General features: G+C 36.1%; 27 protein-coding genes. 12 read left to right on the forward strand and 15 right to left on the reverse strand.

Annotated elements, in window-relative coordinates; all coding sequences use genetic code 11:
• Nucleotides 1-30: 30 nt before the first annotated feature.
• The 5 genes from FOL89_RS03575 to FOL89_RS03595 all read right to left on the reverse strand — a co-directional run bounded on the left by FOL89_RS03575 (nucleotide 31) and on the right by FOL89_RS03595 (nucleotide 6,114).
• Nucleotides 31-909: a c-type cytochrome gene (locus tag FOL89_RS03575; protein WP_144281476.1), complete on the reverse strand. Its 879-nt coding sequence runs from the start codon at nucleotides 907-909 to the stop codon at nucleotides 31-33.
• A gap of 10 nt (nucleotides 910-919) precedes the next feature.
• Nucleotides 920-1,117: a cbb3-type cytochrome oxidase subunit 3 gene (locus FOL89_RS03580; protein WP_144281477.1), complete on the reverse strand. Its 198-nt coding sequence runs from the start codon at nucleotides 1,115-1,117 to the stop codon at nucleotides 920-922.
• A gap of 17 nt (nucleotides 1,118-1,134) precedes the next feature.
• Entirely contained in the window at nucleotides 1,135-3,396 is a 2,262-nt protein-coding gene (gene ccoN, locus FOL89_RS03585; protein ID WP_144281478.1) for a cytochrome-c oxidase, cbb3-type subunit I, read from the reverse strand.
• A gap of 5 nt (nucleotides 3,397-3,401) precedes the next feature.
• A complete protein-coding gene (gene ccoS, locus FOL89_RS03590) occupies nucleotides 3,402-3,626 on the reverse strand; it encodes a cbb3-type cytochrome oxidase assembly protein CcoS (RefSeq protein WP_089741651.1) in 225 nt (74 codons plus the stop codon).
• Between the two features lie 109 nt (nucleotides 3,627-3,735).
• The gene (locus FOL89_RS03595) at nucleotides 3,736-6,114 is read right to left on the reverse strand and encodes a heavy metal translocating P-type ATPase (RefSeq protein ID WP_185146904.1); all 2,379 of its coding nucleotides are present in this window, start codon (nucleotides 6,112-6,114) and stop codon (nucleotides 3,736-3,738) included.
• Between the two features lie 89 nt (nucleotides 6,115-6,203).
• Here FOL89_RS03595 and FOL89_RS03600 point away from each other — a divergent pair, with 89 nt between their 5' ends.
• The 3 genes from FOL89_RS03600 to FOL89_RS03610 all read left to right on the forward strand — a co-directional run bounded on the left by FOL89_RS03600 (nucleotide 6,204) and on the right by FOL89_RS03610 (nucleotide 8,170).
• A complete protein-coding gene (locus tag FOL89_RS03600; protein ID WP_144281480.1) occupies nucleotides 6,204-6,917 on the forward strand; it encodes a Crp/Fnr family transcriptional regulator in 714 nt (237 codons plus the stop codon).
• Nucleotides 6,918-7,028: 111 nt separating this feature from the next.
• Entirely contained in the window at nucleotides 7,029-7,844 is an 816-nt protein-coding gene (gene panB / locus FOL89_RS03605) for a 3-methyl-2-oxobutanoate hydroxymethyltransferase (RefSeq protein WP_144281481.1), read from the forward strand.
• The gene (locus FOL89_RS03610; RefSeq protein ID WP_144281482.1) at nucleotides 7,844-8,170 is read left to right on the forward strand and encodes a hypothetical protein; all 327 of its coding nucleotides are present in this window, start codon (nucleotides 7,844-7,846) and stop codon (nucleotides 8,168-8,170) included. The genes panB and FOL89_RS03610 overlap by 1 nt, the downstream gene beginning before the upstream one ends.
• Before the next feature lie 66 nt (nucleotides 8,171-8,236).
• Here the strand turns inward: FOL89_RS03610 and FOL89_RS03615 are convergent, their stop codons facing one another.
• The 5 genes from FOL89_RS03615 to FOL89_RS03635 form a co-directional block, all read right to left on the reverse strand.
• On the reverse strand, nucleotides 8,237-8,581 hold the full coding sequence (locus FOL89_RS03615) for a hypothetical protein (RefSeq protein ID WP_165450388.1): 345 nt from the start codon (nucleotides 8,579-8,581) through the stop codon (nucleotides 8,237-8,239).
• 18 nt (nucleotides 8,582-8,599) lie between these two features.
• Entirely contained in the window at nucleotides 8,600-8,788 is a 189-nt protein-coding gene (locus FOL89_RS03620; RefSeq protein ID WP_144281483.1) for a hypothetical protein, read from the reverse strand.
• Nucleotides 8,789-8,794: 6 nt separating this feature from the next.
• Nucleotides 8,795-10,837 carry a S9 family peptidase gene (locus FOL89_RS03625; RefSeq protein ID WP_144281484.1) on the reverse strand — a complete coding sequence of 681 codons (2,043 nt, stop codon included), beginning with the start codon at nucleotides 10,835-10,837 and terminating at the stop codon, nucleotides 8,795-8,797.
• 85 nt (nucleotides 10,838-10,922) lie between these two features.
• Nucleotides 10,923-11,663: a uroporphyrinogen-III synthase gene (locus tag FOL89_RS03630; RefSeq protein WP_144281568.1), complete on the reverse strand. Its 741-nt coding sequence runs from the start codon at nucleotides 11,661-11,663 to the stop codon at nucleotides 10,923-10,925.
• An 11-nt stretch (nucleotides 11,664-11,674) separates the two neighbouring features.
• Complete coding sequence (locus tag FOL89_RS03635) at nucleotides 11,675-12,322, reverse strand: DUF4271 domain-containing protein (RefSeq protein WP_228444850.1); 648 nt, start codon at nucleotides 12,320-12,322, stop codon at nucleotides 11,675-11,677.
• A 98-nt stretch (nucleotides 12,323-12,420) separates the two neighbouring features.
• On the opposite strand from FOL89_RS03635, the gene FOL89_RS03640 reads away from it, so the two are divergent.
• The 4 genes from FOL89_RS03640 (at nucleotide 12,421) to FOL89_RS03655 (ending at nucleotide 15,886) form a co-directional block, all read left to right on the forward strand.
• On the forward strand, nucleotides 12,421-13,137 hold the full coding sequence (locus tag FOL89_RS03640) for a polyprenol monophosphomannose synthase (RefSeq protein WP_144281486.1): 717 nt from the start codon (nucleotides 12,421-12,423) through the stop codon (nucleotides 13,135-13,137).
• Between the two features lie 72 nt (nucleotides 13,138-13,209).
• Nucleotides 13,210-13,584, forward strand: coding sequence for a DUF4296 domain-containing protein (locus FOL89_RS03645; protein ID WP_144281487.1), 375 nt, complete (start codon nucleotides 13,210-13,212; stop codon nucleotides 13,582-13,584).
• Between the two features lie 49 nt (nucleotides 13,585-13,633).
• Complete coding sequence (gene tgt, locus FOL89_RS03650) at nucleotides 13,634-14,764, forward strand: tRNA guanosine(34) transglycosylase Tgt (protein ID WP_144281488.1); 1,131 nt, start codon at nucleotides 13,634-13,636, stop codon at nucleotides 14,762-14,764.
• Nucleotides 14,765-14,773: 9 nt separating this feature from the next.
• The gene (locus FOL89_RS03655) at nucleotides 14,774-15,886 is read left to right on the forward strand and encodes an LptF/LptG family permease (protein WP_144281489.1); all 1,113 of its coding nucleotides are present in this window, start codon (nucleotides 14,774-14,776) and stop codon (nucleotides 15,884-15,886) included.
• Here the strand turns inward: FOL89_RS03655 and FOL89_RS03660 are convergent.
• Nucleotides 15,880-16,593: a biotin--[acetyl-CoA-carboxylase] ligase gene (locus FOL89_RS03660; protein ID WP_144281490.1), complete on the reverse strand. Its 714-nt coding sequence runs from the start codon at nucleotides 16,591-16,593 to the stop codon at nucleotides 15,880-15,882. The two genes, FOL89_RS03655 and FOL89_RS03660, sit on opposite strands and share 7 nt — an antisense overlap.
• A gap of 85 nt (nucleotides 16,594-16,678) precedes the next feature.
• On the opposite strand from FOL89_RS03660, the gene rsfS reads away from it, so the two are divergent.
• From rsfS to FOL89_RS03685, 5 genes are all read left to right on the forward strand, one after another.
• A complete protein-coding gene (gene rsfS, locus FOL89_RS03665) occupies nucleotides 16,679-17,047 on the forward strand; it encodes a ribosome silencing factor (protein ID WP_144281491.1) in 369 nt (122 codons plus the stop codon).
• 16 nt (nucleotides 17,048-17,063) lie between these two features.
• Nucleotides 17,064-19,073 (forward strand): ATP-dependent zinc metalloprotease FtsH, encoded by a 2,010-nt coding sequence (gene ftsH, locus FOL89_RS03670; protein ID WP_144281492.1) that lies wholly within the window; start codon nucleotides 17,064-17,066, stop codon nucleotides 19,071-19,073.
• Nucleotides 19,074-19,208: 135 nt separating this feature from the next.
• A complete protein-coding gene (locus FOL89_RS03675) occupies nucleotides 19,209-19,790 on the forward strand; it encodes an LUD domain-containing protein (RefSeq protein WP_144281493.1) in 582 nt (193 codons plus the stop codon).
• Nucleotides 19,791-19,812: 22 nt separating this feature from the next.
• Nucleotides 19,813-20,685 (forward strand): phosphatidate cytidylyltransferase, encoded by an 873-nt coding sequence (locus FOL89_RS03680; protein WP_144281494.1) that lies wholly within the window; start codon nucleotides 19,813-19,815, stop codon nucleotides 20,683-20,685.
• Between the two features lie 36 nt (nucleotides 20,686-20,721).
• The gene (locus FOL89_RS03685) at nucleotides 20,722-21,375 is read left to right on the forward strand and encodes a phosphatidylserine decarboxylase family protein (RefSeq protein ID WP_144281495.1); all 654 of its coding nucleotides are present in this window, start codon (nucleotides 20,722-20,724) and stop codon (nucleotides 21,373-21,375) included.
• Nucleotides 21,376-21,488: 113 nt separating this feature from the next.
• Here the strand turns inward: FOL89_RS03685 and FOL89_RS03690 are convergent, their stop codons facing one another.
• The 4 genes from FOL89_RS03690 to FOL89_RS03705 all read right to left on the reverse strand — a co-directional run bounded on the left by FOL89_RS03690 (nucleotide 21,489) and on the right by FOL89_RS03705 (nucleotide 24,537).
• Nucleotides 21,489-21,779 carry a serine hydrolase gene (locus tag FOL89_RS03690; protein WP_144281496.1) on the reverse strand — a complete coding sequence of 97 codons (291 nt, stop codon included), beginning with the start codon at nucleotides 21,777-21,779 and terminating at the stop codon, nucleotides 21,489-21,491.
• A 101-nt stretch (nucleotides 21,780-21,880) separates the two neighbouring features.
• Nucleotides 21,881-22,885 carry a cation diffusion facilitator family transporter gene (locus tag FOL89_RS03695; protein ID WP_144281497.1) on the reverse strand — a complete coding sequence of 335 codons (1,005 nt, stop codon included), beginning with the start codon at nucleotides 22,883-22,885 and terminating at the stop codon, nucleotides 21,881-21,883.
• A gap of 157 nt (nucleotides 22,886-23,042) precedes the next feature.
• Nucleotides 23,043-24,035 (reverse strand): aspartate-semialdehyde dehydrogenase, encoded by a 993-nt coding sequence (locus FOL89_RS03700; protein WP_144281498.1) that lies wholly within the window; start codon nucleotides 24,033-24,035, stop codon nucleotides 23,043-23,045.
• A 67-nt stretch (nucleotides 24,036-24,102) separates the two neighbouring features.
• Entirely contained in the window at nucleotides 24,103-24,537 is a 435-nt protein-coding gene (locus FOL89_RS03705) for a hypothetical protein (protein WP_144281499.1), read from the reverse strand.
• Nucleotides 24,538-24,566 lie beyond the last annotated feature (29 nt).

Below are 24,566 nucleotides of genomic sequence, written 5' to 3' on the forward strand. Positions count from 1 at the left end.
TATGTTTTTTTCATATATTTTTAAATTTAATTACTGTTTTTCCCAATTCGCTTCATCCCCGTAAGGAGGGGCTCCGCCTTCTGCCGGAGTAATAGGCTTTTTAAGCTGATTGATTGAGTAAACATACGCTGCAACATTCTGAATGTCATTACCTGTAAGCACACCATTTTTACCCCATGCCTGCATCGCTGTTCCGGTAACTCCGTTTTCTACAATATGGAAAACATTTTTAAACAGTTTTTTCTCAGGCTGATTTTTCCAGAAGTTATCAGTTAAGTTAGGACCAATTCCTCCTCTTCCTCCTTCAGAGTGACAAGATACACAGTTGGTCTTGAATACCTCTTCTCCTGCAGCAATATTATCTTCAGAAAATTCTGCACTTTCGATAGTTACAGGCGGCTGATCTTTCATATAAGCTGCAATACTTGCTTCCTGTTCCTTATATTCTTTTTCATATTCCTTAATTGGACTTGCAAAATCTGTGAAAGAAAAAGCAAATATATATACTACACAGAATACGGTTCCAAACCAGAATAAACCAAGCCACCATTTAGGGAGCTGATTATCTAGCTCCATGATGCCATCAAAACCGTGGTCAATAAGGATGTCTTTTTCTTCAGTTTCAGATTGCTTTTTAAATGCAGCCATATACTGTCTCTTAAGAAAAGGTATTTTCTTTTCAGCGAGATAAGCTGCTTTCTCTTCCTCTGATAATTTTCCAAACTTCTTGTTTTCTATCAAATCTCCGATAGCACTGTGGATGTAGGCCAAGATTCCGCCAATAATTACAGTACCCCAGAAATAGAGTGATGAAAAAAACGAATAGCTTTGTACAAACAGATAATAAAAAACAATTAAAAGTCCTGTTATAATTAAAATGTTTACAAAAACCGGTGTTCTTTGTTTCATAATAAGTAGTTTAATTTTTTAAATTAAAATCATCCTCGTCATCCCCAAGTGGCGCATGTTCTTCTTCTCTGTAATATTTTTTTGGTCTGCTGAAAACATATATTACAAGAGCCACGAAAAACAGCATAAAGAATATCAGAGCCAGGGTCTGATAAAAACCTGCATTATCAGTATTGGATAATATATCTTTAAAGTTTTGAGGAATCATTAGTAACTTTTAATATTTTAGTTATTACTTGCTGTTTTTATTTCAGTTGTTTTAATATCGGTACCTAATCTTTGTAAGTAGGCAATCAAAGCAACAATTTCTTTTTTCTCAAGTTCACCTTTTGGTCTCTTTGCATATTCATTTTTCAAATCTGCAGCTTCCACAAAGATGTCTTTTACAATATTCGCAGCCTGATTATCTGCCCATTTATCAGCAGAGTCAATCTGAGCTTTTGTGTAAGGAACATCATATACCTGTTTCATGAAAACAATTTTATCTACCATTTTTGAACGGTCTAAATTGTTTGAAATCAACCAAGGATAACGAGGCATGATAGAGCCTGCTGATGTAGATCTCGGATTGTACATGTGCTTATAATGCCAAGAACTTGGGTTTTTACCTCCTTCTCTGTGTAAATCCGGTCCTGTTCTTTTAGAGCCCCACAAGAATGGTCTGTCGTATACAAATTCGCCAGCTTTGGAATATTGTCCGTTTTTACCGTTAAATCTTACGATCTCATCTCTGAATGGTCTTACCATTTGTGAGTGACAGGCATTACAACCTTCGCGGATATAGAGATCTCTACCTTCCAGTTCAAGCGGAGAGTATGGTTTTACTGCTGAAATTGTTGGTACACTTTTCTTTAATGAAAGCGTCGGAATAATTTCTACCATACTTCCTATAGAAATTGCTACGAAAGATAAAATACCTAATAATAGAGGCATTCTTTCCAGCCAAAGGTGAGTACCTTCTCCCTCTTTTCTCTTGTTGCTGATGTTTGCCAGTGCAGGAGCTTCCGCAGGAACTTCTTTTTGGAATGATCCTTTTTTAATAGTCATATAGGCATTAACAACCATTAAAAGACCTCCTGAAAGATAGAATAACCCTCCTACAAATCTCATTTTATAATATGGAATAATAGCTGTAACAGTATCTAACCAGTTTTTCCATAGCAGAGTTCCGTCCGGATTAAACTGTTTCCACATCAAACCTTGTGTAAATCCTGCAATATACATTGGGACTGCATAGAAAATGATTCCTAAAGTACCTAACCAGAAATGCCAGTTAGCTAGTTTTACAGACCAAAGTTTTGTTCTCCACATGATAGGGATCAAATAGTAAATAACACCAAATGCCATGAAACCATTCCATCCTAAAGCACCCAAATGTACGTGTCCGATTACCCAGTCGGTGAAGTGACCGATTTTATTGATGTTTTTTGTAGCCAAAAGCGGTCCTTCAAAAGTTGCCATTCCATAACAGGTAACAGCTACAACAAAGAATTTAAGAATAGGATTTTCTCTTACTTTGTCCCAAGCTCCTCTTAAAGTTAATAAACCGTTAAGCATTCCGCCCCATGATGGTGCTATAAGCATAATTGAGAAACCTGTTCCCACCGCTTGAGCCCATGCCGGTAAAGCAGTATACTGAAGGTGGTGAGGTCCTGCCCAAATGTATACGAATATTAATGACCAGAAGTGAATGATTGATAATTTATATGAAAACACTGGTCTGTCTGCTGCTTTTGGTAAGAAGTAATACATCAAACCAAGAACTGGTGTTGTCAATACAAATGCAACAGCATTGTGACCATACCACCATTGTACGATAGCATCTTTTACTCCAGCGTAGGCAGAGTATGATTTCCATCCTGTGAATGATAAAGGAACCTCAAGATTATTGAAGATATGAAGCATGGCAACTGCGATCCATGTCCCGATATAGAACCAAATAGCAACGTAAAGGTGACGAACTCTTCTTTTTCCTATTGTTAAAAACATGTTGATCCCGAAAATTACCCATGAGAAAGTAATCAGAATATCAATTGGCCACTCATGCTCAGCATATTCTTTAGAGGTATTGATCCCCATAAAGAATGTGATGAAAGTAGCAACGATCATGATCTGCCATGTCCAGAAGTGGATCCATGAAAGCGTATCGCTATACATTCTTGTTTTTAGAAGTCTCTGTAGTGAGTAATAAACTCCCACATAAACAATGTTACAAACGAATGCAAAAATTACCGTTGTGGTGTGAAGCATTCTGATTCTTCCAAAACCTAATGCACCGTTGGTATTAATTAAGCCTTGTATGTTTCCTGACGCCAGACTTTTGATTGTTTCGTCATCGGTCCCGAACAAAAATTCAGGCAATTCAGGATAGAAAAGCATCAATGCTGCTGTAAGCCCGAATACGAAACCAATAATTCCAAAAACTATGGTTGCGTATAGGAATGCACGAACAATATTGTTGTCATAACTAAACTTTTGTGTCTCCATATTAACTATTCACTTTTTTCTTCAAATTTATTACTATCACCTTTTTTCTTTTCGCTATCGTTGCTCGAAAGGTCTTCTGTTTCCTTGATTTCTTCATTATCAAAGAGGATTCTCACAGCAGGAGATTCGTCATCTTCAAACTGTCCTTTTCGGGCATACACTATAAATACGACCAGAAAAACGGCAGCCAAAGAAACGCTGCACAGGATCATTAAATATAGAATATCCATCTGACAACAAAATTAACCTATTTTCGGGGTTCAAATTTAGTGAAAAATAATGACTTTCGTCACGAAATACGGGTTTTGGTTAATTTAAAATCAGTCTAAATAAGCCGGTTTAAGCTGGTTTTTTAAAATGCTTTCTACCCAAAATCCATGTTGAAACCGTAGTGAAAGTGATGACTGTGATAGAGCTTATCGGCATGATAATAGCGGCAAAGAGTGGGCTCATATTTCCGGTTACAGCGAAACTCAAACCTACAATATTGTAAAGAAAACTGATTACGAATGTTAATTTAACAATTGTAATAGAGCCTTTGCAGACATCAAGGTAGTGATTGAGCTGCGTTACTTTTTCTCCATTCATAATCACATCTGAAGATGGAGTGAAGCTGTTGCTGTCATCTGAAATTGCAATTCCAACGTTGCTTTGCTTCAGCGCACCTGCGTCATTCAGTCCGTCACCAAGCATGATTACTTTAGAGCCGTGATTCTGAAGTTTTTGTATGTAGTTTAATTTATCTTCGGGACTTTGATTAAAAGCCATAGAACTACAGTTCGGGATAATTTCTTTCAGCTGATTTTCTTCTGACGAATTATCGCCGCTCAAAATGTAAATCTTATATTGAGTAAGTTTGGTAAATAAGTCTTTGAGGTTGTTTCGATACTCATTTTTGAAAATAAATTTACCTAAAAACTGGTCGTTTTTGCTGATGTAAACAGCTGTTTCCAGGTTTTTTGACTCTTGATTGTTGTATTTTGCGGAGCCGACTTTATATGAATTTCCTCTTATTTGAGCCTCATATCCTTTTCCTGAAATCTCTTCGAAATTTTCAACAGGATAATATTCGTCAGGAACATTCAAAAAGTCATACAGAGATTTAGATAATGGGTGATTTGAGTTTTTGACTAAACTTTTAATATTTAATAAATCAAATTCCTGAATATCAGAGCCTTCATATTTTAAATTTGATTTTTTTCTATGAGTAATTGTTCCTGTTTTATCAAAAACAAGGGTGTCAACTTTAGCAATTTTTTCTATGGTTAAAGTATCTTTTACATAAAACTTGTTTCTGCCTAAAATCCGCATAATATGTCCGAAAGTAAACGGTGAAGATAGTGCTAAAGCACAAGGACAGGCAATGATAAGAATGGCGGAGACAACCTGGAACATTTTTTCAAGATCAATAAAATACCAATAAGTTCCTGCAATAAAGGCAATGCCTAAAATGATGAATGTGAAGTATTTACTGATGTTGTTGATCAGTGTATCAAGTCCGGTTTCATGCTTTTTGAACGCCTCTTTATTCCATAATTGAGTAAGGTAGCTTTGGTCTACGTTTTTGATGACTTCAAGCTCCAGAGAAGAGCCGATCTGTTTTCCTCCGGCAAAAATTTTATCACCCGGATTTTTAGAGATGCTTACACTTTCACCTGTGATGAAACTGTTGTCTATATTACCGTTTCCGCTGATCAAAATTGCATCTACAGGAATAATTTCCTGATTTCGCACCAGAATTCTGTCTCCGATTTTAATTTCGGAGAGCAAAATGTTTTCCTGTTTTCCGTTAAAATCAACTTTCGTTACAGCAATTGGATAAAAGGATTTGTAATCTCTGTCGTAGGATAGTGAGCTGTAGGTTCTCTTTTGGAAAATCTTGCCTAAAAGCATAAAAAATAAAAGACCGCATAGGGTATCAAAGTAACCGGGACCATAGTCTGTAGCAATCTCGTAGATGCTTCTTCCAAACAAAACGAAAATTCCTAAAACAATAGGGACATCAATATTGACAATCTTATTTTTTAAGCCATACCAAGCTGATTTGTAATAATCTGAAGCTGAGTAAAATACAACGGGTACTGATAATAAGAACATTAAAATTCTAAATAAACCCTTGTAGTGCTGCATCCATACGTCTTCTCCACCGATATATTCGGGGAATGCCAGAAACATTCCGTTCCCGAAAGCGAAACCTGCAATTGCCAGTTTTACTAAAAGCGATTTGTCTAAGTTTTCTTCACTTTTTTCTGCTGTTTCAAGGTTTATGGCTGGTTTGTATCCGAGGTTGGTAAGGAATTTTGCCAGTTCGCTCAGTTTCAGTTGGGTGTGATCAAAAGAAATCTGAAGTGTTTTTCTGGTAAAATTAACTTGCGAATACTTAATGTCTTTGTGTAGGGTATGAAGACTTTCTAAAAGCCAAATGCATGACGAACAATGAATAACGGGGATTCTGAATGTTACCAGACTGGTATTTCCTTCTGAGAAATCTGTTATTCTATCAAAAATTTCCTGAGTGTCGAGATAATCAAACTGAGATGAGTCGTCATCTGATGGCCTGATTCCTGCTTTTTTATTGAGTTCGTAAAAATTACTTAGATTATTGATATTCAGAATTTCATAGACAGATTTGCAGCCTGTGCAGCAGAAAATTTTTTCATCGAAAGAAATTCTCTCCTTTTCTATCTGTTGCCCACAATGAAAACAGTTTTCGCTCACCTTCATAAATTATTGACTTACAAAATTATAACAATTTTTTTTGTTTATCGGATTAAAATGTTCTATTTTTGTGATAAATGTCATATAAAATGTCGCAGGAACAACAGATTGCCATTGAAGAAAGATTTGCAAGAGTTTTCAATGATAATTCATTCAAAGAAAGGCTCAGCAGTGCAGATTTTGAAAGATATATTAAAGCTAAAAAAAAGCTGACTTTCGGAAAGCACGATATTATTTTTGATGATGGAGAAGCACCAAAAGGTGTTTTTGTTCTAGAAAAAGGGGCAGCAAAGCTTTCAAAATCCGGAGCTTTCGGAAAAGATCAGATTCTCAGATTCATTAAAGAAGGTGATATCTTGGGATACCGATCTCTGCTTTGTGGTGAAAATTTTCAGGCAAAAGCTGAAGCAATGACCGACATTGAAGCTACCTTTTTACCGGCTGACGTTTTTATGTATCTTCTTGAGGTAGATTCTCAGCTGTCCTTTGTAATGCTTCAAAAGATTTCTTACGAGCTGGGAGAATCTTCCAATACCATTACTTTTTTAGCGCAAAAAACAGTGAGAGAAAGGCTTGCCGAAATTTTACTGCTTCTTGAACAAAAATTGGGTACTGATCCTGAAGGTTTCATCAAAATTTCTTTAACGAGAGAAGAAATTGCCAACATTATTGGTACTGCTACGGAGAGTGCCATCAGATTGATTTCCGAATTTAAAGGAGATCAGCTTATTGAAGTCGATGGCAGAAATATCAAAATTCTTAATCACGAAAAATTAATGAAGCTCGGTCACGTTGTTTTGTAAATAATACGAGATGATTGATTATTAATAAATCAATCATCATTTTTTTTATGAGCAAAATTTGTGACAAATATGGTTTTTCTTATTTATTAAATATCAATCATCTCTTATACTATGTCTGTACATTCTGAAATAAAAAAAGTTACGACTGAGACCTTACGAAAAATGAAATTCGATAAGGAAAAAATCACCATGCTTACCGCTTACGATTTTACTACTGCAAAAATGGTGGATGCAGGAGGGATAGACACTGTATTGATCGGTGATTCTGCGGCAAATGTAATGGCGGGTTTTGAAACAACGCTTCCTATAACACTGGATCAGATGATTTATCATACGCAGAGTGTCGTAAGAGGGATAGACAGGGCGCTAATTGTGGCGGATCTTCCATTCGGAACTTACCAAAGCAACCCGGATAAAGCACTGGAATCTGCTGTAAGAATGATGAAAGAAGGTGGGGCTCATGCTGTTAAAATTGAAGGAGGAAAAGAGATTTCAAAATCTATTAAAAAAATTATCAATGCGGGTATTCCGATTATGGGGCATTTAGGCTTGACTCCGCAGTCTATTTATCAGTTCGGAACATATAAAGTGAGAGCCAAGGAAGAGGCTGAAGCAGAAAAGCTGATCAATGATGCAAAACTGCTTGAGGAATTGGGGTGTTTCGCTGTTGTTTTAGAAAAAATCCCTGCTGATTTGGCTAAAAAAGTTACCGAGAGTATCACCATTCCAACTATCGGAATAGGAGCCGGACCGGATTGTGACGGGCAGGTTTTGGTGTATCACGACATGATCGGTATGAATAAAGGTTTTTCACCGAAGTTTTTGAGAAGGTATTTAGATTTATACACAGAAATTACCGGAGCGGTTTCGCAGTTTGTACAAGATGTAAAGACATCGGATTTTCCAAATAAAAATGAAAGCTATTAATGAGAAATAATTTACAGGCAGCTCAGGGAATTCTGTCAATTTTAGCCATCATCTGTATTGCAGTGGGTTGGTTTAATCTTTTTTCGGAGGATATTAATTCTTTTCTTTCCAGAAGATTGTTTTATATCCTTATAGGACTAAGTTTTATTTTACAGGCTCCGCTTTTAGTTAATACTAAATTTACCTATCCGATGTATGCAGCTGCTGCATTATGTATTATCGGTGCTGCATTACCATTAGATTCCAGCTTTGCCTCTATCAAAACATTAGGTCTTTTGGGAGGTGTTGTTATTTCTTTTACCAACAGGTCGCAGATGAGACAATAAATAAATCATTTAATAATTAAAAAAAACATCCGTTAAAGCTATTTAGATAGCTTTAACGGATGTTTTTTAGATCAATTCTTCATCCTGAAAATATTGGATAATTGCTTTTTTCATCAAAAGCTGCTGTTCGTTGGGTTTTAATTCCGGGAGTTTTTCTACTTCCTCAAAATGAGGATAACCATCATCATCGTAATGCGAAAATTTAAAATATCCGAAGGGCTCCAGCAAACGGCAGACTGCTATGTGAAGGAGATTTACCTTATCGTCTTTAGTATATTTCTGCTGTCCGCTTCCAAGTTCCTGAACTCCAATTAAAAAGAGATAGGTTTCAATTGGTGCATTTTTTTCGGTATCAAAATTTTCAATGAAAAACTGTTCTATTTTTTGCCAGTATTCTGATTCGTTGATCATAATTTTATCAGTTAATTATCATTTTTCATTTGCTGTATCTTTCTTTGAGTTTTCCTGATCCTGTTTTCTGGCAAGATCAAGCAACTCACCAAATTTTTGATTTTTCCTTTCCTGTGCGTATTCTTGTTTTTCAATCCTTTTTATTTTACTTTTCTGAAAAAGATAATAAGAAATAAAAAGACAGAGAAAGATAATTGCCCATGTCATCGTTTTCTATTGTTTGTCAATTTTCAAGAGAAAGGCGTATTCCAGCGCATCTTCTTTTAAAGATTCAAATCTTCCGCTTGCTCCTCCGTGTCCGGAACTCATATCGGTTTTAAAAATCAGAATGTTATCATCTGTTTTCAGTTCTCTTAATTTTGCAGTCCATTTTGCGGGTTCCCAGTACTGCACCTGAGAGTCGTGAAAGCCTGTTGTAATCAGAATATTCGGGTAATCTTTTGCTTCCACATTGTCATAAGGTGAGTATTCTTTCATGTAATCATAGTATTCTTCATCATTTGGATTTCCCCATTCATCATACTCACCGGTTGTTAAAGGGATGGTTTCGTCAAGCATTGTGGTTACAACGTCTACAAAAGGAACCTGTGATATAATGCCGTTGAATAAAGAAGGTTCATAATTCATTACCGCACCTACCAAAAGCCCGCCTGCACTTCCTCCCATAGCGTACAAATGTTTTGAGGAAGTATAATTTTGTTGAATTAAAAATTTTCCGGCATCTATAAAATCAAAAAATGTGTTTTTCTTGAATAACATTTTTCCGTCCTCATACCATTCTCTTCCCAGGTATTCGCCGCCTCTGATATGAGCAATAGCGTAAATAAATCCTCTATCAAGGATTGATAGTCTTACATTAGAAAAACTTGCGTCTACTGTATGACCATAGCTTCCGTATCCATATAAAAGAAGCGGAGTTTCGGCTGATTTTTTGGTATCTTTATGATATACCAGAGAGAGTGGGATTTTTGTTTCTCCATCTCTGGAATCTGCCCATATTCTTTCGGAGATATAATTTTCAGGATTAAATTTTCCGCCTAAAACTTCCTGCTGCTTCAGCATTTTGGTCGTTTTATCTTTCATATTATACTCATACGTTGTGTTTGGTTTGGTGAGAGAAGTATAGCCGTAGCGGAGAACTTCTGTATCAAACTCAAGATTAATGCCTATGTAAGCGGTATAAGTAGGATCTGAAAAACTGAGATAATGAGATTCCTGATTTTTTTCGTCAATAATTTTAATCTGAAGCAAGCCTTGTTCTCTTTCTTCAAGTACAAGATAATTTTTAAAAATCTCAAAACCCTCCAGTAAAATTTCCGGGCGGTGAGGGATGACATCTACCCAGTTCTCCATCCCGCAATTATTGATTTTTGTCTTTACCAGCTTAAAATTGGTAGCATCATCAGCATTGGTAATAATATAAAATTCATCTTCATAATGCTCCACAGAGTATTCAAGATCGTCTATTCTTGGCTGAATGATTTTCCACTCTGCAAAAACATTGTCTGCGGGAATAAAACGATGCTCATCTGAAATAGTACTGGAACTCGCCATGAAAATATATTCCATAGATTTTGTCTTAAACACATTCACGTCGAAAGTTTCGTCTTCCTCATGAAAAATCAGTACATCTTCTGCTGCATCGGTTCCCAATTGGTGTCTGTAAACCTGAAATGCACGTAAACTTTCATCTTTCCGGATGTAAAACACATGCACATTATCATTAGCCCAGACTGCCTTTCCTGTAGTGTTTTCTATAATGTCAGGAAGAATTTCTCCGGTTTTTAAATCTTTAAAATTGAGGGTGTAAATTCTTCTTCCTACATTATCAGATGAAAAAGAAGCCAATTTGTTGTTGGGACTTACCGCAACATTGGCTACTTCAAAAAACTCTTCTCCTTCGGCAAGGGTGTTTACATCTAGTATTATCTCTTCTTCATGGTCAAGGCTTTTGTATTTTCTGCAGAAAATAGGATATTCTTTTCCTTCTTCATAACGAACAATATACCAATAGCCATTAAAGAAATAAGGCAGCGACTCATCATCTTTCTTGTATCGGGCTTTCATTTCCTCAAACAGTTCCTCCTGAAGCTGTTCCGTATCTTTCATTATAAAATCCGAGTAGGCATTCTCTGCTTCAAGGTATTGTAACACTTCTGGATTTTCTCTTTCGTTCATCCAGAAATAGGCATCTGTTCTTTTATCGCCATGTATTTCAAGTGTTTTTTCTATTTTTTTTGCCTGTGGAGCTTTCATCTGATGTAATTCTTGTTCAAATGTAGTTAAAAAAAAGCCATCTTACCTGTTATGGAAGACGGCTGTATCATGTAAAAATCTTACTTTACTTATGTAAAACTTTAATGTATTTTTCTAATGCCATAGTCATAGAAGGGGTTTCTTTTGTTGGAGCCATCAAATCTACTTTCAGTCCTGCTTCTTCGGCAGCGGCAGATGTTGTAGGACCAAAAACACCTATTTTGGTATCTTCCTGCTTGAAGTCCGGGAAGTTTTGCTGTAAAGATTTGATTCCCTGCGGACTGAAGAAGATCAGCATATCGTAATCTTTTATACTGATGTCACTTAAGTCACTGCACACTGTACGGTACATAATTGCTCTTGTCCAGTCAACATTAGATGCTTCCATTGTTTTTACAATATCCGGGCTCAAAAGATCTGAAGAAGGCAATAAATATTTTTCGGAAGGAAATTTTTTGAAAAGTGGCAAAAGATCTGAAAAATTCTTTTCACCAAAACTTATTTTTCTCTTTCTGTAAACGATATGTTTCTGAAGATAGTTGGCAATTGCCTCAGACTGGCAGATGTATCTCATCGTATCAGGAACTGCAAACCTCAATTCTTCTGCAAGTCTGAAATAATGGTCAATAGCATTCTTACTGGTAAAAATAATACCGGTATACTGTGTAAGGTCTATTTTCTGTGTTCTAAGTTCTTTGTTGTCTACACCTTCTACGTGGATAAACGGGCGGAAGTCAATCTTTATTTTTTCCTTCTTCGCAATTTCCAGATAAGGAGAAGACTCACTAGGCGCTGGTTGAGAAACCAATATTGATTTTATTCTCATCATGTACTTTATTAAATAAATAATAACTTCCATAGCATCAGAATTGGTGCCATTTGGAGCGTGCAAATATACAAAAATTTATAATACCATTTTTGGGGTAAGATATTGTTTCTGTGAAACAAATAGAAAAATACCTTGAAAATGAACGTGAAACAAAAAAAGCTGAGATAATAAATAAATGTTTCATTTCTGTCAATCGGGAAATAATAGTGTGCTATGCACAAAATAATCAGCAGAATAGAAAAAATAAAATAGAATTTGGTGGAAGTAAAATAAAATATGCTCCATTTTTTTCCATCGCCGATAGATTGATAAAAAAGATACCCGAGTAAGGCTCTTGTAATATAAAAAAGAGATACAATGACCAGAGTATAGCCAATTTTATTGAGTTGGTAGCCGAAAGGCTGTATTTCTGCAATATATTTTGGAACAATAGGAATGTACTGCGAAATCAAAATACTCATACAGAGTACTGTCACTACAGAGGTGATGATCCAGCTTGGGAGATTATTGCTTGCATTATAATATTTCTGAAGCAGAAAATCTTTGAGATTTGCCTCTCGCTCCACCACATTCATCATAAAAATGTATAGAAATATACATATAATAAGGGTAAAGACAACCCAATCATTATTTTCGGGTATTCTTACGTGATTCACAAAATTACGGGTTAGTGGCAAGAGAATATTTTTTTGCAAAATTATAGATTATTTTGTATAAAATAAAAAGCTTAAATAAACTATCTTTGCAAACTGAAATGAAAAAACTTGTCATCATTCCGACTTACAACGAAAAGGAAAATATTACCAATATTATTTCTGCAGTTTTTGCGTTGAATGAAGACTTTCATATTTTGGTGGTTGATGATTCTTCGCCTGATAAAACAGCGGATATTGTGAAAGGTCTTCAGGCAAAGTTTCCGCATCATCTTCATCTTTCTGTAAGACATGTGAAAGACGGGTTGGGAAAAGCTTATATCCATGGGTTTAAATGGGCGCTGCAGAATCAGTATGATTATATATTTGAAATGGATGCCGATTTTTCTCATGATCCGAAAGATCTCCCGAGACTTTTTGAAGCGTGTAAAAATGCTGATATGGCGGTCGGATCGCGCTATTCTAAAGGAGTAAATGTAGTCAATTGGCCAATGGGAAGAGTTTTGCTTTCTTATTTTGCTTCTAAATATGTGAGATTTATTTTAGGGCTTCCGATTCATGATACAACAGCGGGTTTCGTTTGTTTTTCAAGAAAGGTATTAGAAGAAATAGGATTAGATAATGTGAAATTAAAAGGATATGGCTTTCAGATTGAAATGAAATTCAGAACTTTTAAAAAAGGATTTAAAATTGTAGAAGTTCCTATTATTTTTACCAACAGAATTTTGGGCGAAAGTAAAATGAATGGCGGAATTATTCATGAAGCAGTTTTTGGAGTTTTAAACTTAAAGTGGAAATCTTTAATTAACAGGTTGTAAAATCAGAATTTTTCACAATTATCAATGATTGATTTTTGAGATACAATTCCTTTAATACATAATAATATACATATGAAAAAGCTTATAGGATTTTTTATTTTTCTGTTTGTTTTTTCCTGTACGGAATATATAGATAAACCAAAGAATCTTATTGATCAGGATAAGATGGCAGAGATTATTGCAGAGATGGCAATCAACGATCAGATAATTTTCCTTTATCCGGACAAAAATCTGGAGAGCGGAACAAGATTTATCCTTAAATCTTATAATATCAAAGCGGATGATTTTGTTGAAAGTTATAAATATTATGTTATTAAACAAAAGATGAAAGGCATCGTAGAAGAGGCTCAGGAAATCCTTGAAGAAAAAGATCCAAAAGCTGTTGATAAAATAAAAAAAGAATCTGGGCAGGTCATTAATGATCTTCCGAAACTGGAACGCAGATAATTGTTTTTACCATCATTGGGAAATGACGGATTGTATTAAATGTTATATAATGAATTTTTTTAATATAGAAAAAACCTCAGAAGGGAAAGCAAGAGCAGGTGTTTTGTCTACCGATCACGGGAATATTCAGACTCCTATATTTATGCCTGTGGGGACAGTTGCAAGTGTGAAAACAGTGCATCAGAGAGAGATTAAAGAAGATGTAAAGGCGCAGATTATCCTCGGAAATACCTATCACCTATATCTTCGCCCGGGAATTGAAGTCATGCAGGAAGCAGGAGGTTTACACAAATTTATGAATTGGGATCTTCCTATTCTTACCGATTCGGGAGGTTTTCAGGTATTTTCGCTTTCTGGAAGCCGAAAGATGTCCGAAGAAGGCGTGAAGTTCAAATCTCATATCGACGGAAGTTATCATTTATTCACTCCGGAAAAGTCTATGGAAATTCAGAGACAGATCGGAGCAGATATATTTATGGCATTTGATGAGTGTGTGGCTTATCCGTGTGATTACAATCAAGTGAAACTATCAATGGAGATGACGCACCGCTGGCTGAAAAGATGTATGGAGTGGAACGAAAAAAATCCTGAACTTTATGGTTATAAGCAGAGGTTTTTCCCGATTGTTCAGGGTTCTACATATTCAGATTTAAGAAAAATTTCAGCAGAAGTAATTGCTGAAGCCGGTGCTGAAGGAAATGCAATTGGCGGTCTTTCTGTTGGTGAACCGGAAGAAGAAATGTACAGAATTACAGATGAGGTCACGGATATTTTGCCTAAAGAAAAACCAAGATATCTGATGGGAGTAGGAACCCCATGGAATATTCTGGAATCTATCGGTCTCGGAATTGATATGATGGATTGCGTTATGCCAACCAGAAATGCAAGAAACGGAATGCTTTTTACATGGCAGGGTGTTATCAATATGAAAAACGAAAAATGGAAAAAAGATTTTTCGCCGCTGGATGAGTTTGGGACAAGTTTTGTAGATCAGGAATATTCAAAAGCCTATGTAAGGCATTTATTTGTATCTAAAGAATATCTTGCAAAGCAGATTGCTTCTATTCATAATCTTGCATTTTATCTTGATTTGGTAAAAGTGGCAAGAGAGCATATCTTAGCAGGAGATTTTTATCAATGGAAAGATTCTGTAATTCCTGTATTGAGACAAAGGCTTTAAATATTATTTATGCTTAAAATAATAGACGGATATATCGTTAAAAAATACCTCGGAACCTTCGGGTTTATGCTGGTATTGCTGTCTATTGTCGTTTTGGTAATTGATGTACAGCAAAAAATTCCGCGAATAGAAAGAGCAACGCAAATTGATCCTAAACTGGATGTTAGCTATTTTTTGGTTAATTTCTATCCGTTCTGGATTATAAACCTTGTGGTTACATTTTTGGCAATTCTTGTTTTTATTTCGGTTATTTATTTTACCTCAAGAATGGCAAATAACACCGAGATTGTTGCTATTATAAGCAGTGGTGCAAGCTTTCACAGATTTGCCAGACCCTACTTGCTGACCTCATTGTTTATTGCTGTGGTCTCATTGGGGGTCAATCACTTTGTATTACCGTGGGCGAATATCAAGAAAAATCAACTGGAAGCTTATACTTACAACACCGCAAATAAAGAAAAAATTCTGGGTACAGCTCCTGTTTCTGCTCAGCTGAGTAAAATGGAGTATATCTTTATCAACTCATGGAATAAGAGAGAGAAAAGAGGCTACGGTTTTCTCTACCAGAAATTTGATAAAAACAGAAAATTAATTTATGAGCTGAAATCTACCGATGTTTTCTGGGAACAGGAGAAAAAGAATTTTGTGCTCAACAGCTATCTGGAAAAAACCATCAACAAGGATGATTCCGAGAAACTGGGGCATGGTTTTGAGATAAGAAAAAATTTCGGACAGGATCCTGAAGAATTATTTCCAAATGAGCTTTTAGGACAGAATAAAACTACTCCGGAACTTATTAAATTCATTGAAAGAGAAAAAGAAAAAGGAAACAGCAATCTCAACTCTCACCTGAACGAGTTTCACCAGCGTACTTCAATGCCTGTTTCCATTATTATTCTTACTTTTCTGGCACTTTCGCTTTCTTCACAAAAGAAAAGAGGCGGTTTAGGAATTAATCTCGCTATAGGAATTTCTCTGGCTTTTGTTTTTGTATTTTCTTTTGAAGCATTAAAAGTGGTTTCAGAAAACAAGAGTATGTCTCCGGCATTGGCAATGTGGTTTCCAAACATTGTGTTTCTTCCGGTTACTTTATTTTTGTACCTGAAGCGAGCCAATCAGTAAAGGAGTTTAATCTCTTTCAAATAGAAAGACTGCACTCCGGTTTCTAATTCAATGCAGATTTTTCCATTTTTTTCGGCGTTTCTTATGATGCCATTTTGTTTTAATCCATCTATTTCAAAAACAGAAACTTTGTCTTTCCGGAATAAGTGTTCGTTCAGATGGCTCATAATTTCATCTTCTGACGGAATGTTTTTTAGCTTTTCAACAAAGAAAGAATGAAAATTTTCAGCAAAGATTTTCATGCTAAATCGTTGTCCTGTTTGCGTTAGAAGCGATCCGGCATTAGATATTTCATCAAAGTTTTCCTGTAAGATATTAATTCCGATTCCTGTAATGAAATAAACCTCTTGATTGATGTTTTTTTTTTCAATTAAAATACCGGCAATTTTCTTTTTATTTAAAATAATATCATTCGGCCATTTGATCTGCACTTCCTTTCCTGTGAGTTGGGAAACGTACGTCTGCACGCAAATTGCGGTATAATAATTGAACAGAAAATCCGAATTATCGAAAGCTGAATTTTTTACTGCTAATGTATAGGCAAGATTCTTTTCTGAAGAAGAAATCCATCGGTTTCCATATTGTCCTCTTCCTTTTGTCTGACAGAAAGTATAAAGAGCTGTAAAATCCAAATCATGATAAAGTAAAACATTGCTTATTTCGTCATTAGTAGAAGAACATTTATTTACGTAAAAAAGGTCATCCATTTAAGAAAACTTTAAGACTTTAAAGGGCTAAAAATAAGGCTAAAGTGAAAGAAAAACAATAAATTTGCAGATTATATATACATTAATGAGTAAAACAGCAGAAAAGCAAGCACTAATAGATAAAATTATTGAGGCTATCCAAGATGTAAAAGGGGAGGATATCATGATTTTTGACCTTTCCAATATCGAAAATTCAGTAGCAGAAACATTCATCATCTGCAACGGAAATTCAAACACACAGGTTTCGGCATTAGCAGGAAGTGTTGAGAAGAAAGTAAGAAACGAGCTTCACGACAGACCTTGGCATGTAGAAGGGACAGAAAATGCAATGTGGGTTTTGGTAGATTATGTTTCGGTGGTAGTACATATTTTTCAGAAGCAGACCAGAGAATATTATGACATTGAAGAACTCTGGGGTGATGCTAAAATCACAAAAATTGAAAACGCAATATAAATTTTAAAAGTAATAAATGAATAATAAAGGATTTAACTGGTTTTTCCCAATAATAATTATAGCTCTTTTGCTGTTTTTTGTTGCTAATTCATTTGGTGACAGCGGTGCAAAATCTATGGATGAGGATACGTTTTTCAGAACAATGCAGGCGGGAAAAGTTCAGAAAGTTTTAATAGATAAGCAGGCACAAAAGGCAGATGTTTATCTAACAAAAGAAGCAAAAACAGAAAGTGTACAGGCTAAAGATAAAGCACCCACTGCATTTCCTTCTTTTGGGATGTCTCCGAAAGCGGATTATACATTAAAGTATGGTGATCTACAGTTGTTTCTGTCAAAGTTTGAAACGCTGAAATCAGAAAACCCGGCTTTGAAAACAACCAAAGATTATGCAGAAGGCGAAAGTCCATTGATGGGATTTCTTATTCAGGCACTGGTATGGATTGGTATTTTGGGACTTTTTTATTTCATCCTTTTCAGAAAGATGGGAAGCAGCGGCGGTCCTGGTGGACAAATTTTCTCAATTGGAAAGTCTAAAGCTAAACTTTTTGACGAAAAAGAAAGAATCCAGGTGACATTCAAAGATGTTGCAGGATTGGAAGGTGCAAAAGAAGAAGTACAGGAAGTTGTAGATTTTCTTAAAAATTCTGAAAAATATACAAAATTGGGAGGTAAAATTCCTAAAGGAGTACTTTTGGTGGGTCCTCCGGGTACTGGTAAAACCTTGCTGGCGAAAGCAGTTGCAGGTGAAGCAAAAGTGCCTTTCTTTTCTCTTTCGGGTTCAGATTTTGTGGAAATGTTCGTTGGAGTTGGAGCTTCCAGAGTAAGAGATCTTTTTGCTCAGGCGAAAGCAAAGTCTCCGGCAATTATTTTCATTGATGAGATTGATGCCATCGGACGGGCAAGAGGAAAGAACAATTTTTCAGGCGGAAACGATGAAAGAGAAAATACCCTGAATCAGCTTTTAACAGAAATGGATGGTTTCGGAACAGATACCAACGTAATTGTAATGGCGGCAACCAACAGAGCAGATATTTTAGATAAAGCGTTGATGAGAGCTGGTCGTTTTGACCGTTCCATTTTTGTAGATTTGCCGGAACTTCATGAAAGAAGACAGATTTTTGATGTTCATTTGAGTAAAATAAAGATGGACGATACTGTAGACAGAGAGTTTTTAGCAAAGCAGACTCCTGGTTTCAGTGGGGCAGATATAGCGAATGTTTGTAATGAAGCAGCACTTATTGCGGCAAGAAACAATCACGAAGCTGTTACTAAACAGGATTTCCTTGATGCGGTTGACAGAATCATCGGTGGTCTTGAGAAGAAAAACAAAGCAATCAAACCTTCTGAAAAGAAAAGAGTAGCTTACCACGAAGCAGGACACGCAACAATTTCATGGTTGGTAGAGCATGCGTCTCCGCTATTGAAAGTAACCATTGTCCCAAGAGGGCGCTCGTTAGGAGCAGCATGGTATCTTCCGGAAGAAAGACAGCTTACGACAACCGAGCAAATGCTTGATGAAATGTGTGCTACATTAGGAGGAAGAGCTGCAGAGCAGGTTATTTTTAATAACATTTCTACAGGAGCACTTTCAGATCTCGAAACGGTAACAAAAAGAGCTCAGGCGATGGTGACAATTTATGGTTTGAGTCCTAATATCGGTAACATTTCTTACTATGACAGCTCGGGACAATCTGAGTACAATTTCGGAAAACCTTATTCTGAGGAAACAGCTACCAAAATTGATGCTGAGATTAAATTAATTATTGAAAATCAGTATCATAGAGCAGTGCAGATTCTTAGAGATAATAAAGATAAACTGGATGCTTTGGCAGGAAAGTTACTTGAGAAAGAAGTGATTTTCCGTGAAGATCTGGAAGAAATTTTCGGAAAAAGAGCGTGGGATCCTGAATTGACAGAGAAGCCGGTTACCAATACAATTCCGGAAAACAGACTGGAGCCAAATAATGACGAAGGCAATATTGCCGAAGGAGAAATACAAGCACCGGAAAGCCCTACACAGATTTAAAAATTTGGTTAATATTAAACATAATTCCCGATAAATAAATATTTGTCGGGAATTTTTTGTTTTTAAGTCATATTATTAGATTCTTTAGGATTATATTTTCTATTTTTGTACTAAGTTGACTAAAAATATACTAAGTTGAGTTTATTTAAAAGAATTGTAAGCAAACTTACCAATCAGCCTGAAGATGAGGAGAAGCAAAGCCTGGAAAAACTTGGAGATTCGCTGAAAAATGCTGATCTCGATTATAAGTTTGCGCAGTTGTTTACTCATTCGGGTGGGTTTTTCAACTATTGTGCAGATGAGGCTGAAGCATTGCAGACCTTGAATCAGATTATTAAGATTGAAGGAATCAGTTCGTTGTTTTGTTGCGATAAGGATTTGCAGGGCTTTCTGAATGTTTTGAAGACCAGCTATAATGCGGAACTTCAGCAGTCGAATGATGCCGCATTTATTACCTGCGAATATTTAATCGCTTATGACGGCAGGATTATGCTTTCTCATAATAATATTTTGCACTACCATTCCTCAAGGCTTCCCGGTAAGATTATCATTATAGCAAATGTTTCTCAGATTGTCAATAATCTGAATGATGCTATGGGAAAAATAAAACGTACCGGAAATATCAAAAACCTTACATCAATCAGCGGAAATCATTCTAAACTGGATGCGGCTGCCAATAACAATACGAAGCTTTTTTTACTTCTACTGGAAGATTAATAAGCAGATTAAATTTTAAATTTTGGACAAAAATCTTATTCAGAGAACACTTTCGGGGCTTGTTTATGTAGCCGTAATTTTTCTTTGTACCACTCCGTTCGGAGCGCAGCTTCTGGATGCGGTTTCTCCCGGACTTGTAAAGCAGCAGTATCTGTTTTATGGCTTGATGAGTTTCTTTTTGCTCGTAGGAACTTGGGAGTGCATCAGGATTATGCAATTTGGAAAAGGATATGAAAAATGGATTGTTTTCCCTATCGTATTATTCATCTTCTATACTTTTTCTAAAAGATTTTTTCATCACGATTTTTACTTTAATTTCAGATTATACGAAATCCTTGCGCTGTCTTTAGTGATCATTGCAATCGTTACCTTATTCAAATTTTCAAGCGAATTATATTTTGACAGCGGAAAACTCATCTTTACTGCCATCTATGTGGGACTGCCGTTTTCACTAGCTTTAGGATTACCTAAATTTTCAAACTTTGATGATACTTTTACCCTTGAAGTATTTTTTCTGTTTCTCCTGATCTGGAGCAGCGATACCTTTGCGTATTTGGTAGGAAAATTTTTTGGAAAACATAAAATGGCACCTAAAATTTCACCTAAAAAAACATGGGAAGGCTATGCAGGTGGAGTGGTTCTAACCTTAGTTTTGTCTTATTTTGTTGAAATGTATCAGCCTCAGCTTCGCGGAAACTGGATGATAGTAGGATTTCTGATTGCTGCATTTGCACCTTTGGGAGATTTAGTAGAAAGCCAGCTGAAAAGAAATTTCGGGGTGAAAGACAGTGGCAATATTATCCCGGGACACGGCGGAGTTTTAGACAGGCTTGATAGTTTTATCATTTGTGTTCCTGTCGTATATTTGTACTTTATTTTAGAAAAATTTATTTAATCGTAAAAGATCATCATCTACTTATAAAATCTACACATGAAACTACATAAAGAATCAAAAGGAACAATTGCAGTAGCAACCATAGTCTTTGCCGTCATTGCTGCAGTATCTATCTATTATCTGGAAATGTTTTCCCTGTTAATTATTGTGCCTTTACTGGTAATTTACAGTCTGGTTTTTTGGTTCTTCAGAGTTCCCAACCGTGATATTCTTGATCATGTTGAAAACGTAATTGCCCCAGTGGACGGAAAAGTAGTCATGATTAAAGAAGTAGAAGAATCAGAATTTTTAAACGAAAAAGCCATTCAGATTTCTATTTTTATGTCGCCGCTTAATGTACATATCTGCAGATTTCCGGTATCGGGAAAAGTGATTTACAAGCAATATCATCCGGGAAAGTATTTGGTAGCGTGGCACGAAAAATCTTCTACAGAAAATGAAAGAACCACCGTTGCTGTAGAAAGTTTAACCAATCATAAAGTCGTTTTCAGACAAATTGCAGGCTACGTTGCCAGAAGAATTGTTTTTTACTGTAATGAAGGGGATAATGCAAAAGCAGGACATGAATTTGGCTTTATTAAATTCGGATCAAGAATGGATGTATTCTTACCATTAGATACAGAAATCATCTGCAAAATTGGGGATAAAACAAAAGGCGGAATTGATGTGATTGCTAAAATGAGAGACTGATTTTACAGAAGATACATTTGAAAAAGCCTTGTCAAGACCTCAAACTTTGACAAGGCTTTTTTTTGCATAATACCCCAATCTTTCAATTGTCCCGAAAACTTCTTGCAGGGGTGCTACAAGCTTTCGGGAACGTCCGAAAGTTTTATTTTGCCTGTTTCTAGCAGCTTCATCATTGCCCTTGCTGTTAATGTTTTGGAAACCGAAACTACATGAAGCGGAGTATTTTTGTCAATAGGTTTTTGGTTATTTTCTCTGGCAAAACCTCGGTAATTTTCATAAATAATCTGATCTCCCTGTGCAACGAGAACCCTTCCGCTCAGATTATCCTGCGCCCAGATTTTTTTTGTAATACTGGTCAATTTATCCCGGAAGAAATTTTTTATTGGAAATCTGAATGTTATCATTTTCAAAAACTTTTTTACCAAAACCTTTAAAGGATTTAGTAAAATCCACGAAAGCTTTTTATTTTTCCTCCGTTAGCTTTTAGGTATAACAAAAAATCAACTTATTTCAACTTCAAAGTAGTGTGCTTTTCTACGCTTGTGACGTTTTCGGGAGTCCATGGGATACGTTTGACCAGCGGATGTTCCCGAACCGGACAATCCATGATTTGGCAGATAGAACATGAGATAGGTTTACAATCGTCCATGTGAAAATTAAACTCTACCGTTCTGTTAGTGTTTCTAGCCAAAAGAAGGATCACGTTTTCCATCTCATTGTGTGCCTCACGAAGACTGTAATACCAAGGCAGCGTAATGTGCGCATCAATGTGAAGGGATGACCCGAATTGCTGAATTTTCATGTTGTGAATATCTATCCATTCTGTTTTTCGGTTGTTTTCCAGGAGTTCGATGATTTTATTGAGAAGTTCAGGATCCTGCTCATCCATAATTCCGCTCAGAGACTTTCTGACGATTTTATATCCTACGAAAATGATGTATAATCCAAACAGTAGCGCAACCAATGAATCAATCCAATAAATCTTAGTGAAATATACAATGATTAAACTTGCGACAACGCCCAAAGTAGTAATGGTGTCGGACTGCAAATGCTTTCCGGAAGAAATAAGAACCAGTGAATTTTCTTTTTCGCCTTTTTTGATAGAAATATAGCCGAGAAGGTAGTTGATTATGGCTGTAGCAGAAATAATGGCAATTCCCCAGTCGAGTTCGCTGAGAATTTTTCCACGGATCAAACTATTGATCCCTTCATAGATAATCATTAATCCTGCAATAGAAATGAGTGCGCCTTCAATTCCGGAGGTGACAAATTCTACTTTTCCGTGACCGTAAGGATGATCTTCATCTTTTGGTTTTGCTGCGAGATAGAGCGAATATAATCCCATAAATGCACTGATGACATTGACAATACTTTCCATCGCATCAGAAAAAACAGAGTCGGAATCAGTAAGTTTCCATGCAATGATTTTTCCTATAAACAGAAGAATCCCAAATGCTGCAATGATTTTCTGAAATCCTATTTTATCGTTATTTATTTTATTTGCTATCATTTTACCGTTCAATTTTGAACAATTTTATTTTCGTAAATGGATTAGCCTATCCTTTTAGGGGTTGTTTTTAGGCTAACAGCTGAAAGCGATTTGCTATAAGCTTATTATTTGATAAAAAAAAGAATCTCGTTTGAGACTCTTTTTCTTTTTTGTTAGTTTATACTAAGTTGTTTGCTACCAAGTATTCTGCAATCTGTACAGCGTTGGTTGCTGCGCCTTTCCGCAGATTGTCTGCGACAATCCACAGGTTGAGTGTTTTCGGTTGCGAAAGATCTCTTCGGATTCTTCCCACGAAAACTTCATCTTTTCCTTCAGAATATAAAGGCATTGGATATTCGTTGTTTTTTACGTTATCCATTACAACAACTCCCGGAGTTTCAGATAAGATTTTTCTTACTTCATCCAGATCAAATTCATTTTCAAATTCGATATTCACGCTTTCAGAATGTCCTCCCTGAACCGGAACTCTTACAGCTGTTGCTGTCAAATTGAAAGTGTCATCACCCAAAATCTTTTTAGGCTCTTTCATGAGTTTAATTTCTTCTTTGGTGTAATCATCCTCTGCAAAAACATCGCAATGTGGCAAAGCATTTTTGAAGATTTGGTAAGGATAAACTTTTTCTGCACTGTTATCTCCCGAAATTTCGGCATTCAATTGATCTACAGCTGCTTTACCCGTTCCTGTCACCGACTGATAAGTAGAAACGATGACTCTTTTTAAGTCATATTTTTTATTCAGCGGACCTAAAACCATAACCAACTGGATCGTAGAACAGTTCGGATTGGCGATGATCTTGTCTTCCTTCGTTAGAACATTTGCATTGATTTCCGGAACCACCAGTTTTTTAGTAGGATCCATTCTCCATGCTGAAGAATTATCAATAACCGTAGTTCCTGCTTCAGCGAAAAGAGGAGCAAACTCCAGAGAAGTTCCGCCTCCTGCCGAGAAAATAGCGATTTCAGGTTTGGCAGCTATAGCGTCGTTCATGCTTACGATGGTAAATTCATCCTGTTTATACTTCACCTTTTTACCAATAGATTTTTCCGAAGCTACCGGAATTAATTCTGTGATAGGGAAGTTTCTCTCTTCGAGAACTTTAAGCATAACCTGACCCACCATTCCGGTAGAGCCTACTACAGCTACTTTCATTTTGTAATTAAAAATTTAAGATTAAATTATATTGCTTGCCTGAAAATCAAATCTGGCAAAAGATTTTTTATCCGAATAATCTGCCCCACTGGAAAGCCCAAAGCATTAATGCTACAGCTATCAACGCCATGATAACCCAACTCATATTGAGCCTGTCATTTGTTTTAAACTTTTTGTTGACAATCGTTAATAATACAGCAGCAATGATCATTGCAGTAGGATGCTCAACATAGGTATTTCTGGCAACAGCATCTTTCATCAATATTCCTGCTTCTTTCGCAGCTTTGAAACCGGGTGAAAAGAAAAAAAGCATTACCAGACCTATCAAAGCCTGAGTATGAAAAAAAATCATTGTAAAAAGCGTAGACTTTCTCAAAAGCTTTGAGATTTTCCCGGAATATCCGAACATGGCTGCCAAAAGTGCTACGACAAAAACTGTAGTGGCAAGTAAGATTAAATAAGCAAAACCACGGTGTGCCTGAAGCATGATGTTGAAATCCATAATGTATATTTTTATTAGATGCAAATATA

The sequence above is a fragment of the Chryseobacterium echinoideorum genome (assembly GCF_007474535.1).
Classification (GTDB): Bacteria; Bacteroidota; Bacteroidia; order Flavobacteriales; family Weeksellaceae; genus Chryseobacterium; species Chryseobacterium echinoideorum.

What these genes read in the sequence shown, in the direction of transcription:
- FOL89_RS03615 (WP_165450388.1), bottom strand. Translation starts at nt 8,581, where the DNA reads ATGATCAACGAATCAGAATACTGGCAAAAAATAGAACAGTTTTTCATT.
- FOL89_RS03630 (WP_144281568.1), bottom strand. Translation starts at nt 11,663, where the DNA reads ATGAGAATAAAATCAATATTGGTTTCTCAACCAGCGCCTAGTGAGTCT.
- FOL89_RS03660 (WP_144281490.1), bottom strand. Translation starts at nt 16,593, where the DNA reads ATGGATGACCTTTTTTACGTAAATAAATGTTCTTCTACTAATGACGAA.
- FOL89_RS03685 (WP_144281495.1), top strand. Translation starts at nt 20,722, where the DNA reads ATGAAACTACATAAAGAATCAAAAGGAACAATTGCAGTAGCAACCATA.
- FOL89_RS03580 (WP_144281477.1), bottom strand. Translation starts at nt 1,117, where the DNA reads ATGATTCCTCAAAACTTTAAAGATATATTATCCAATACTGATAATGCA.
- ccoN (WP_144281478.1), bottom strand. Translation starts at nt 3,396, where the DNA reads ATGGAGACACAAAAGTTTAGTTATGACAACAATATTGTTCGTGCATTC.
- FOL89_RS03690 (WP_144281496.1), bottom strand. Translation starts at nt 21,779, where the DNA reads ATGATAACATTCAGATTTCCAATAAAAAATTTCTTCCGGGATAAATTG.
- ftsH (WP_144281492.1), top strand. Translation starts at nt 17,064, where the DNA reads ATGAATAATAAAGGATTTAACTGGTTTTTCCCAATAATAATTATAGCT.
- FOL89_RS03645 (WP_144281487.1), top strand. Translation starts at nt 13,210, where the DNA reads ATGAAAAAGCTTATAGGATTTTTTATTTTTCTGTTTGTTTTTTCCTGT.
- rsfS (WP_144281491.1), top strand. Translation starts at nt 16,679, where the DNA reads ATGAGTAAAACAGCAGAAAAGCAAGCACTAATAGATAAAATTATTGAG.
- FOL89_RS03700 (WP_144281498.1), bottom strand. Translation starts at nt 24,035, where the DNA reads ATGAAAGTAGCTGTAGTAGGCTCTACCGGAATGGTGGGTCAGGTTATG.
- FOL89_RS03640 (WP_144281486.1), top strand. Translation starts at nt 12,421, where the DNA reads ATGAAAAAACTTGTCATCATTCCGACTTACAACGAAAAGGAAAATATT.
- tgt (WP_144281488.1), top strand. Translation starts at nt 13,634, where the DNA reads ATGAATTTTTTTAATATAGAAAAAACCTCAGAAGGGAAAGCAAGAGCA.
- FOL89_RS03705 (WP_144281499.1), bottom strand. Translation starts at nt 24,537, where the DNA reads ATGGATTTCAACATCATGCTTCAGGCACACCGTGGTTTTGCTTATTTA.
- FOL89_RS03655 (WP_144281489.1), top strand. Translation starts at nt 14,774, where the DNA reads ATGCTTAAAATAATAGACGGATATATCGTTAAAAAATACCTCGGAACC.
- FOL89_RS03610 (WP_144281482.1), top strand. Translation starts at nt 7,844, where the DNA reads ATGAGAAATAATTTACAGGCAGCTCAGGGAATTCTGTCAATTTTAGCC.
- FOL89_RS03575 (WP_144281476.1), bottom strand. Translation starts at nt 909, where the DNA reads ATGAAACAAAGAACACCGGTTTTTGTAAACATTTTAATTATAACAGGA.
- FOL89_RS03600 (WP_144281480.1), top strand. Translation starts at nt 6,204, where the DNA reads ATGTCGCAGGAACAACAGATTGCCATTGAAGAAAGATTTGCAAGAGTT.
- FOL89_RS03695 (WP_144281497.1), bottom strand. Translation starts at nt 22,885, where the DNA reads ATGATAGCAAATAAAATAAATAACGATAAAATAGGATTTCAGAAAATC.
- FOL89_RS03625 (WP_144281484.1), bottom strand. Translation starts at nt 10,837, where the DNA reads ATGAAAGCTCCACAGGCAAAAAAAATAGAAAAAACACTTGAAATACAT.
- FOL89_RS03620 (WP_144281483.1), bottom strand. Translation starts at nt 8,788, where the DNA reads ATGACATGGGCAATTATCTTTCTCTGTCTTTTTATTTCTTATTATCTT.
- panB (WP_144281481.1), top strand. Translation starts at nt 7,029, where the DNA reads ATGTCTGTACATTCTGAAATAAAAAAAGTTACGACTGAGACCTTACGA.
- ccoS (WP_089741651.1), bottom strand. Translation starts at nt 3,626, where the DNA reads ATGGATATTCTATATTTAATGATCCTGTGCAGCGTTTCTTTGGCTGCC.